Below are 9,304 nucleotides of genomic sequence, written 5' to 3' on the forward strand. Positions count from 1 at the left end.
GCCGGCCACCGGCCGCAGCAGGGCGTGCAGTCCGCTGTAGGGGACGGCCGTCTCGGCGGCCACGCCCCGCGCGCGCAGCACGGTGCCGCCTCCGTCCGCTGCCTCGAAGCGGGCCGCGGCATGGTCCAGCAGGGCGCCGGCGCCGAGCCCCGGTTCGGCCCGCACCAGCAGCGCGCCGCCCCGTCCCGCGCGTGCGCCGCCGATCAGTTCCGCCACGGCCTTGCGTGCGGTGTTCGCACCGTGCATCCGCGCATCCCTCCTCGGAAGGGACTCCCAGGTGGCCCGGGTGTCCTCCCACGACAGCACCGAGCCCACATAGTGTCCATGACAATAAGACCAGGTCGCGGCCGCGGCCCAGCGGCCGGCCGGCCGGCGTGTGCGCTCGCACAACGGCCTCCCCCGCGACCGCCGGGCCGCTGCCGGCCGTCCTACGGTCGGCCCATGACACGAGAGTTCACCTCCTTCGACGGTGTGACCATCCGCTACCACCGCTGGGACCCGGCGCCCGGCGGGGACACCGGGCTGCCGGTCGTGGTGCTGCACCACGGCTTCATCGCCGACACCCACACCAACTGGGTCAGGCCCGGCGTCGTCGAGGTGCTGACCCGGCGGGGGCGGCGGGTGGTGGGCATCGACGCGCGCGGCCACGGCCGCTCCGACAAGCCGCACGACGCCCGCCGCTACGGCGAGGAGGCCATGGCGCGCGACCTGCTGGTCCTGCTGGACGTCCTCGGCGAGGGACGGGTGCACCTGGTGGGCTACTCGATGGGCGCGGTCACCGCGCTGCTGGCCGCCGCCCGGGACGAGCGCGTCACCCGGCTGGTGGTCGGCGGCGTGGGGGCCGGGGTGGTCGAGCTGGGCGGTGTGGACACCCGTGAACTGCCCCCCGAACTGGTGGTGGCGGCGCTGCTCGCGGACGATCCGGCCGACGTACCGCTGCGGATGGCGGGCCTGCGGATCTGGGCGGACGAGGTGGGCGCCGACCGCCGCGCCCTGGCCGCGCAGGGCAGGTCCATGCACCAGGGCCCGACCGCGCTGGCGGACGTCACCGTGCCGACCCTGGTGCTCGCGGGCGCGGACGACCCGCTGGCCGGGCGCCCCCGGGTGCTCGCCGACGCGCTCCCCCACGCCTGGCTGCGGACCCTGCACGGCGACCATCTGACGACCGTGCGCGACCCCTCCTTCGCCCCGGCGATAGCGGACTTCCTGGAGTCGGCCGACTGACGCGGCCCGCCCGGGACGGGCGTACCCGAACCGTTTCCCCCGCGGACCGCTGGGCGTCACATCGGGCGGGTACCGGGGCGGTGGAAGGGGTACACCCATGGCCCACCAGGGGCGACGCAGGGAGCGGGGCGGCGGATGCGCGTGATGACGTGGAACGTGTGGTGGCGGTTCGGGCCGTGGCGGGAGCGGTACGAGGCGATCCTCGCCACGCTGCGCGAACTGCGGCCCGACGCGGTCGGCCTGCAGGAGGTGTGGACCCGCGGCGGCGAGAACCTCGCCCAGCGGCTCGCCCGCGAGCTGGACATGCACTGGGCCTGGGCCTCCTGGGACGTACCCGGGCAGTGGCGCAAGCGGCTGGACGACCCGGAACTCGGCGTCGGCAACGCCGTGCTCAGCCGCTGGCCCGTGGTGGAGCGGGCCCGGGCCGCGCTGCCCCCGGCCGGGGGAGACGACGGCCGGGTGGCGCTGTACGCCCTGCTGGACGCGCCCGGCCGCCCTGTGCCGTTCTTCACCACGCACCTGACCTCGGCAGCGCACGCCTCGGCCCTGCGCTGCCGGCAGGTCGCGGCCCTGGCGGAGTTCGTCGCGGCGCACCGCGCCGGGAACGGCTTCCCGCCCGTGGTCACCGGGGACTTCAACGCGACGCCCGACTCCGACGAGATCCGTCTGCTGGGCGGCTCCCGTACGGCCCCCGCCGTCGAGGGCCAGGTGCTGCTGGACGCCTGGGAGTACGCCGCCCCGGCCGCCCCGGCGGCCACCCGGGACGCGGCCAACCCCTACGTCGCGGCCACCTTCCGGCCCAGCGCGCGCGTGGACTACGTCCACGTCGGGCCACCCGGCCCGGACGGGGTCGGCCGTGTCACGGCCGTACGGCGGGCGGGTGACGGCCCGGTCGGCGGCGTCTGGCCGTCCGACCACGCCGCCGTCGTGGTGGACCTGGCCCCGGAACCGGCCTCCTGAGGGCCGCCCGCCCGCCTACGGGCGGGCGTCCCCGTCCCCGTCCGGGGCGGACAGCGGCAGCGCGCGGACGTCGTCCAGCGGCAGCAGCCCGATGCCGCCGGGGCGGGCCAGGGCGCCGCGCATCCGCAGCACCGGGCCGTCCGCATCGTGTTCCTCGTCCGAGAGCAGGCGGTCCTCCAGGAAGGCGCGGACCGGTCCGGGATCGACCGTGTCCGGCCGTTCCCCGCCCGTGCCTCCGGCACGGGTGAGCACCAGCAGCAGCATTCCGTGGACCCGCTCCGCGCCGGGGCGCAGCACGGGCTGGAAGTAGGGGATGTCCAGGGCCCGGGCGCCGTGCCGGGCGTAGAAGCGCAGCCGGGCGGCCGGGTCGCCGCGCTCGCCGCCCGCCTCGTGCGCCAGCGGATGCTCCACCTCCGCGAGCGTCAGCAGCGGCCGGAAGCGCTCCCGCCAGGCTCCTGTGACCACGCCCATCAGCAGGCCGCCGAGCCCCCTGGAGCGGATCCGGGGCCGCACCGTCAGGTAGGACAGCAGCAGGACCCGGCTCGGCGCGTCCCACTCGCCGACGGCCACCGCCTCGGGGGCGCCGGCGTCGTCCAGTACGGCGCCGACCACGACGCCGCCGTCCGCCAGGCCGTCGCGGACCCACTGGAGGGTCTGCAGTTCGTCCGGGGGGAACGAGGGGACGAGCAGGTCTTCGTAGAGCACCTGCAGCAGCGGACCGTCCTCCGCGACGTCGACCACCCGCATCACTGCCTCCGCCCGTACACGACCAGGTCTCTCCTCCGGCCCTCTCCCGGCGGAACCACCGCCCGGAGAGGGCCGACGCCACCACGACCGCCGCGGTGGTCAGCGGCGACCGCGGCCCCTGCGCCTCGTGGCCGGGCCGGGGTCCGGCCGAGGCCCGACAGGCCGATCGCGGTGGCGACCGCCGGCACGGTGTCCATTCTGAACCCGCGGCGGCGTTCCTGCCTGGCCTCGTCCGTCCTCCGCGGCGGCCCCCGCAGGAATTCGGCGCTGCCCGGGGCACGGCCGTACCCGTCCGCGGGCCGTTTCGGCGGAACTGCGGGGAACCGGCGAACCGGCTCCAGCGTTTTCCGCGCACTCCCGTAAAACACCGTGAACGGTGCGCGGAAACCGCCGAGAATCGGCTCCATGAGCGAGACACCCGTATCCCAGTCCGCACCGCGCCCCGTCAACCTGACCGAGGCCCTGGCCTCCTTCACCGACGTGTACAGCCCGCGGATCGTGACCCGCGTGAACGACTACGACGTGCGGATCGCCCACACCGAGGGCGAGCACGTCTGGCACGTGCACGAGGACACCGACGAGTTCTTCCTCGTCCTCGACGGCCGCTTCGACATCGCCCTGCGCGACGCCGACGGCGGCGAGCGGACCGTCGAACTGCACAAGGGCGACGTGTTCGTGGTGCCGCGCGGCACCGAGCACAAGCCGTCCTCGGACGGCGGGTCGATCCTGATGTTCGAGCCCACCGGTACGGCCTCGACCGGGGACCGCCACGAGGGGGAGATCCCGGGCCACGTGGACAGCACCACCGGTCACGCCCTGGCCTGAGAGCGGCCCCGCCCCTTCCCCGCCGCGGCGCTGCGGGGAAGGGGCGGGGCGGGGCGGGGCGGGACCGTCGGCGCGGACCGTCGGCGCGGACCGGATCCGGCCAGCGGACAGAACATCTCATCCCGGCCCTCTTCGCCCATCCTCCGGCCTCCTCCACCCGGACGGACGACCTCCGTTGCGCCGTGCGCACCCCGGCCGCGCCCCCGCGAAACGGGCCGGAAGCCGCTCTTAACGATTGGTATGTACCAATCTATCGTCACCGTCGAGGCCCTGCGCACGGCAGGTCGCCACCCCCCGTACCGCTCCGCGCACCGGCCGGCCCGGCTCGCGCGGAAGGAGGAGGAGCCCCCACATGCGAAAGACCGGACACATTCCCCGGACGGCGCGGAGGAGTCCCGCGAGGCTGCTGGCCTCACTCTTCGCCTTCGCGCTGGCACTGCCCCTCGCGCTTGTCATGACCTCGGCAAGCTCGGCGGGCGCCCACGGCTGGATCACCTCCCCGCCCAGCCGCCAGGACCACTGCGCCACCGGCCGGGTCACCGGCTGCGACGGCCTGCAGTACGAGCCGCAGAGCGTCGAGGCCCCCAAGGGCTCGCGCCTGTGCAGCGGCGGCACCCGGTGGACCTTCCTGGACGACGACAGCCGGAACTGGCCGGTGACCCAGGTCTCCAGCACCGTCACCTTCCAGTGGCGGCTGACCGCCGCGCACAGCACCAGCACCTGGGACTACTACGTCGACGGCGTGCTGTTCAAGCGGTTCGACCAGGGCGGCACCCGCCCGCCGTCGAACATCTCGCACACCCTGAGCGGCCTGCCCTCCGGCAAGCACAAGATCCTCGCCGTGTGGAACGTCGCGGACACCGCCAACGCGTTCTACAACTGCGTGGACGTCCAGGTCGGCAGCGGCGGCGGTGACGGCGGGGGCGGGACGCCGGAGCCGCCGACCCGGCCGGCCGAGTGCTCCTCCGCCGCCTGGAACAACTCCACGGTCTACAACGGCGGCCAGTCCGCCACCCACCGGGGCCACGCCTGGCGTGCCGCCTGGTGGACGCGCGGCGAGGAGCCGGGCGTCTCCGGGGTCTGGCGGGACCTGGGCGCCTGCTGAACCGCGCCCCCGGCGCCTCCGCGACGCGGAGGCGCCGGCCACCCGGCCGCGCCGGGACCCGTACGGACCGCGGCGAAGGCCCGCTCCCCCGATCGTGTGCGTGCGGCACCGGATCCCCCCGCCATCGGTGCCGCACACGGCCGTACCGACATGTCGCGGCCGTACGGAGAGCCGCCGGAACAGCACAATGGCCCGCGTCGTCCACCCAGGCGCCACGGAAGGGGCAGCGGGATGCGGGCAGGCGTGAGGGGCACCGCTCTGCGCGGAGCGGACGGGACACCCCGCGGCGGGACGGGGAGGGAGCACCCGTGACCGGCGGGGAGTGGACCGGGGCCGCGGTGGCGGCCGCCGTCGCCGCCTACGCACTGGGATCGCGCAGACTCGCCGGCACCCCCGTCTCCACCGCCATGGTCTTCACCGCCTTCGGGCTCCTGATCGGTCCGGCCGGACTGGGGCTGCCGCTGCCCGGACCCGACTCCGGCCTCCTGCTGCCGCTGCTGGAGACCGCCCTGGCCCTGGTGCTGTTCACCGACGCGATGGCGATCCGCAGATGGGCTCTGCGCAGGGGGCGCTTCCTGCCCGGCCGCCTCCTGGGGATCGGGCTGCCGCTGACCATCGGCGCGGGGTGGCTGCTGGCCTGGCCGCTGTTCCCGGAGCTCGGCGTCTGGGAGCTGGCACTGGTCGGCGCCGTACTCGCCCCCACCGACGCGGCACTGGGCAGGACCACGGTCTCCTCCCCCCGGGTCCCCGCGCTGGTGCGCCAGGGACTCACCGTCGAGAGCGGACTGAACGACGGCATGGTCCTGCCCTTCTTCGTCCTCTTCCTCGCCGCGGCGCCCACGGCTGCCGGGGCGGAGGCCGGACCGGCCCAGGTGTTCTGGCGCGCCCTGGTGCTGAGCACGGTCCTGGGCGTGGTGGTCGGATGGACCGGCGGACGGCTGCTGAAGTGGTCGGACGCCAGGGGCTGGGTCACCCCGGAGTGGGCACAGGCGCTGCCCCTGGCCCTCGCCGCGGGCTCCTACCTCCTCGTGGACGCGACCGGGGGGAGCGGGTTCATCGCCGTGTGGATGGCGGGCTTCGCCTTCGGCGCCGCGCTGCGGTTCGCCACCGGCCCGGAGGGCTCCGAGGACGCCGCCGGGCTGGCGGAGGACCTCGGCGGGCTGCTGGCCGCACTGAGCTTCCTGGTGTTCGGCGCGGTGCTGCTCGGGCCCACCCTGGAGCGGCTGGACTGGCGGATCGTCTGCTACGCCCTGCTCAGCCTCACCGTGGTCCGCATGGTCCCGGTGGCCCTCTCGCTGCTCGGCAGCGGCCTGCACGCGCCCACGGTGGCCTTCGTCGGCTGGTTCGGGCCCCGCGGCCTGGCCTCCGTCATCCTGGGGCTCCTGGCCGTACGGGAGGGCGGTCCCGGGCTGGAGCGGCTGGGCAGCGTGATGGCGGTCACCGTCTTCCTCAGCATCGTCCTGCACGGCGTCTCCGCGGGAGCGCTCTCGGAACGCCTGGGCCGCTGGTACGCGGCGGCCTCCGCCGGGGCGGGGACGCCGCTGCGGGAGGAGATGGACACGGGACCGGCCTGGGACGAGTGGCTCGGCGCCCGGCGCCGCTGGCTGGGGCCGTTCGCACGACCGGACCGGGGCGGGCCCCCGGGGCGGTGACCGCGGTCCTGCGGGGCTTACCCGTCGCCGATCCCGGCCAGCCGGAGAACGGCGTCCAGCCCCCGGACCTGCCCCGGGGCGGCTCCGGCCGGCAGCACGTAGGAGCGCAGCCCCGCACCGGCCGCCCCGCCGTCCTTGGCCGGGTGGTCCCCCACCATCAGGGTCTCGGCCGGATCGACGCCCAACTCCCGGCAGGCGTACAGGAAGAGCCGGGGATCCGGCTTCTCCGTACCGTGCTCGAAGGAGTGCGCCCAGGAGGAGAGCCAGCCGTCCAGCCGGTGATGGGCGAAGGTGGGGCGCAGATCCCATCCGACGTCGCTGACCACGCCCAGGGCCACGCCCGCACCGGCCAGCCGTGCCAGCACGGCCGCGCTGTCCGCGTACGGCACCCAGTGCCCGGGGGTCCGCAACTGCTCGTAGAGCGCCCCGGCCACCGGTGCCAGCTCCGGGACGGAGGCGTACCAGGTGGTGAAGGCGTGCCGGTGGGCCCGGGCGGACACGTCCCGGGCACGCTGGGCCCCGGCCACCGCCGGGTCCGACAGACCGGCTTCGAGCCCGCCCAGCAGGGCCTCCATCTCCGCCTCGCCCACCGGGCGCGCCAGTGCCGCCCGTATGCGGTCCGCGTACGTCCCGATCTGGAACAGCGTGCCGGAGAAGTCGAAGAGCACGGCCCGTACGGCGGCGGGCGGCCCCTGCGGGGCCGGCGCGGCGCGGAGGGGGCCCTCGGGGCCGTGGACGGGCAAGCGGCTCATCCGGTCTTCCTACCACGCTCCGGGGCGGGCGGTCGGAGCCTGACGACCACCACGCGGTCGCCGCGCGGCTTGCGCATGTCGTCCTCGCCGGAGGTGAGGACGGCGACGGCGCCGGGCTGCCGCAGGGCGACGGCCGCCAGGGCCGCGTCGACGGCGTACGTGCGGCCGTGCGGTCCGGTCTCCTTCAGAGGGCCGGCCGCGCCCCGGGGGCCTCTCCGGTCACCGGCTCCACGTGGAGCCGGGACAGCGCCCACCACCAGGCCGCAGGCAGCGCGTCGGGGCGTACGCCTCGACGGGGGTCGTCGAAGCGGTTATGACGCGGACGCCGAGCCGGTGGGCTTCCTTCGGACGGAAAACCATCCGGCGCCCCCCGGCCCACTGGGACAGCCCCTCGCCGTCGAGCAGGGCGGCGACCGGTCCGTGTTGTCATGCTGCCGCCCCGTGCTGTCACGCCGCCGGGCCCGTGAGGCGGGCGTGGAGGTGGCGGGCGGAGGCGTCGGTGAGGGAGGCGATCTGGTCGACGATCACGCGCAGCCGGGCCCGGTCGTCGCCGGCCTCCGAGAACAGCGCGCGGAACTGCGGATCCAGGCCGTCCGGGGCACGGGCGATCAGCGCCTCGGCCAGTCCGGCCAGGATGTCGCGCTGCTCGCCGCGCAGCCGCTCCTGGTCGGGGCGCTGCATGACGTACCGGTCCGCGACGGCCTTGAGCACGTCGCACTCCAGGCGCGTGGCGCGCGGCACCACCAGGCGGGCGCCGTGGCGGGTCAGCCTGCCCGAGCCGTACGCCGCCCGGGTCGCGCCCTCGGCGGCCAGGCAGAAGCGGCCGATGAGCTGACTGGTGGCGTCCTTCAGACGGGCCTGGGCGACGGCAGTGCCGTCGTAGCCGTGCGGCCACCACTCCTGGTCCAGCAACCGGTCCAGGGCCTCGGCGAGTTCGGCCTCCTCGGTGCCGGGCGGCGCGTAGCGGGCGGCGGCGACGGCGAAGACCTCGCGCCGCTCGGGCTCGGCCAGCAGCAGGTTGGGGTCGAGGTGGCCGGCGTGGAGGCCGTCCTCGACGTCGTGGACGGAGTAGGCGACGTCGTCGGACCAGTCCATGACCTGCGCCTCGAAGCACTGCCCGTGCCCGGGGGCGCCGCGCCGGAACCACTCGAAGACCGGCAGGTCGTCCTCGTAGACGCCGAACTTCGGCGACGCGGGGTCGGCGGGGTGGCCGCCGCGCGGCCAGGGGTACTTGGTGGCGGCGTCCAGGGCGGCGCGGGTGAGGTTGAGGCCGACGCAGACCTGCGGGCCGCCGTCCCCGCCGTCCTCACCGGTCCGTCCGGCGAACCGCTTCGGCTCCAGCCGCGACAGCAGCCGCAGCGACTGCGCGTTGCCCTCGAAGCCGCCGCAGGGGCCGGCGATCTCGTCCAGTACGCGCTCGCCGTTGTGCCCGAAGGGCGGGTGGCCCAGGTCGTGGGCGAGGCAGGCGGTCTCCACCAGATCGGGGTCGCAGCCGAGCGCGGCGCCCAACTCCCTTCCCACCTGGGCGCATTCCAGCGAGTGCGTCAGGCGGGTGCGGGGGGTGGCGTCCCATGCCGGGGCGGCGGCGTCGGGCGTGACGACCTGGGTCTTGCCCGCCAGCCGCCGCAGCGCGGCGGAGTGCAGCACCCGCGCCCGGTCGCGCTGGAAGGCGGTGCGTCCGGGCCGTTTGTCGGGCTCGGGCACCCAGCGCTCCAGCGCCGCCCCGTCGTAACCGGCGACGTGCTCCGCCGCGCCGCCCGCCGTGCCCCGTGTGCCGTCCGTGCCGTCCGTCGTGTCGTCCATGGCGTACGCATCGCCATACCTGCCGCGCATACACCGACGCTAACCGCCCCGGGTGACAACGCGCGCGGGTACGGGGCGGGCGGGTACGCGGCCGGCGGCGGTCAGGAGGCGCGGGCCAGTGCGCCCCGCACCGGGCGGGGGTCGGGAAGACCGGGGAGGCCGGGCGCGCGGGCCGCCGTACGGGCCCGGGCGAGCGCCTCGTCGTAGCGGTGCAGGACGAGGCGGGCCAGCGCCGG

At 75.8% G+C, this 9,304-nt stretch carries 10 protein-coding genes; 5 read left to right on the plus strand and 5 right to left on the minus strand.

From position 1 onward, the window contains the following. On the minus strand, positions 1-246 hold a 246-nt coding region (locus ACLIYP_RS27410), incomplete at its 3' end, for a hypothetical protein (RefSeq protein WP_412715788.1). 195 nt (positions 247-441) lie between these two features. Here ACLIYP_RS27410 and ACLIYP_RS27415 point away from each other — a divergent pair. Together ACLIYP_RS27415 and ACLIYP_RS27420 are read left to right on the plus strand one after the other, a co-directional pair. Continuing rightward, a complete protein-coding gene (locus tag ACLIYP_RS27415; RefSeq protein ID WP_412715789.1) occupies positions 442-1,224 on the plus strand; it encodes an alpha/beta fold hydrolase in 783 nt (260 codons plus the stop codon). Between the two features lie 135 nt (positions 1,225-1,359). Continuing rightward, complete coding sequence (locus tag ACLIYP_RS27420) at positions 1,360-2,184, plus strand: endonuclease/exonuclease/phosphatase family protein (RefSeq protein ID WP_412715790.1); 825 nt, start codon at positions 1,360-1,362, stop codon at positions 2,182-2,184. A 15-nt stretch (positions 2,185-2,199) separates the two neighbouring features. Here ACLIYP_RS27420 and ACLIYP_RS27425 read toward each other — a convergent pair whose 3' ends face one another. Beyond that, positions 2,200-2,931: an N-acetyltransferase gene (locus ACLIYP_RS27425; protein ID WP_412715791.1), complete on the minus strand. Its 732-nt coding sequence runs from the start codon at positions 2,929-2,931 to the stop codon at positions 2,200-2,202. A gap of 405 nt (positions 2,932-3,336) precedes the next feature. On the opposite strand from ACLIYP_RS27425, the gene ACLIYP_RS27430 reads away from it, so the two are divergent. The 3 genes from ACLIYP_RS27430 (at position 3,337) to ACLIYP_RS27440 (ending at position 6,513) form a co-directional block, all read left to right on the plus strand. Beyond that, positions 3,337-3,756: a cupin domain-containing protein gene (locus ACLIYP_RS27430; protein ID WP_412715792.1), complete on the plus strand. Its 420-nt coding sequence runs from the start codon at positions 3,337-3,339 to the stop codon at positions 3,754-3,756. Positions 3,757-4,108: 352 nt separating this feature from the next. Next, entirely contained in the window at positions 4,109-4,861 is a 753-nt protein-coding gene (locus tag ACLIYP_RS27435) for a lytic polysaccharide monooxygenase (protein WP_412715793.1), read from the plus strand. A 308-nt stretch (positions 4,862-5,169) separates the two neighbouring features. After that, positions 5,170-6,513, plus strand: coding sequence for a cation:proton antiporter (locus tag ACLIYP_RS27440; protein ID WP_412715794.1), 1,344 nt, complete (start codon positions 5,170-5,172; stop codon positions 6,511-6,513). 17 nt (positions 6,514-6,530) lie between these two features. Here the strand turns inward: ACLIYP_RS27440 and ACLIYP_RS27445 are convergent, their stop codons facing one another. The 3 genes from ACLIYP_RS27445 to ACLIYP_RS27455 all read right to left on the minus strand — a co-directional run bounded on the left by ACLIYP_RS27445 (position 6,531) and on the right by ACLIYP_RS27455 (position 9,068). Beyond that, a complete protein-coding gene (locus ACLIYP_RS27445) occupies positions 6,531-7,265 on the minus strand; it encodes an HAD family hydrolase (RefSeq protein ID WP_412715795.1) in 735 nt (244 codons plus the stop codon). Beyond that, positions 7,262-7,519 (minus strand): hypothetical protein, encoded by a 258-nt coding sequence (locus ACLIYP_RS27450; RefSeq protein ID WP_412715796.1) that lies wholly within the window; start codon positions 7,517-7,519, stop codon positions 7,262-7,264. The genes ACLIYP_RS27445 and ACLIYP_RS27450 overlap by 4 nt, the downstream gene beginning before the upstream one ends. Positions 7,520-7,712: 193 nt before the next feature. After that, on the minus strand, positions 7,713-9,068 hold the full coding sequence (locus ACLIYP_RS27455; RefSeq protein ID WP_412715797.1) for a deoxyguanosinetriphosphate triphosphohydrolase: 1,356 nt from the start codon (positions 9,066-9,068) through the stop codon (positions 7,713-7,715). Between the last annotated feature and the right edge of the window lie 236 nt (positions 9,069-9,304).

This window comes from Streptomyces nanhaiensis (genome assembly GCF_046614825.1).
GTDB lineage: Bacteria > Actinomycetota > Actinomycetes > Streptomycetales > Streptomycetaceae > Streptomyces > Streptomyces radiopugnans.

Excerpts from the sequence above, each read along its gene's own strand:
- ACLIYP_RS27415 (WP_412715789.1), top strand. The coding sequence starts at position 442 with ATGACACGAGAGTTCACCTCCTTCGACGGTGTGACCATCCGCTACCAC.
- ACLIYP_RS27420 (WP_412715790.1), top strand. The coding sequence starts at position 1,360 with ATGCGCGTGATGACGTGGAACGTGTGGTGGCGGTTCGGGCCGTGGCGG.
- ACLIYP_RS27425 (WP_412715791.1), bottom strand. The coding sequence starts at position 2,931 with ATGCGGGTGGTCGACGTCGCGGAGGACGGTCCGCTGCTGCAGGTGCTC.
- ACLIYP_RS27430 (WP_412715792.1), top strand. The coding sequence starts at position 3,337 with ATGAGCGAGACACCCGTATCCCAGTCCGCACCGCGCCCCGTCAACCTG.
- ACLIYP_RS27435 (WP_412715793.1), top strand. The coding sequence starts at position 4,109 with ATGCGAAAGACCGGACACATTCCCCGGACGGCGCGGAGGAGTCCCGCG.
- ACLIYP_RS27445 (WP_412715795.1), bottom strand. The coding sequence starts at position 7,265 with ATGAGCCGCTTGCCCGTCCACGGCCCCGAGGGCCCCCTCCGCGCCGCG.
- ACLIYP_RS27455 (WP_412715797.1), bottom strand. The coding sequence starts at position 9,068 with ATGGACGACACGACGGACGGCACGGACGGCACACGGGGCACGGCGGGC.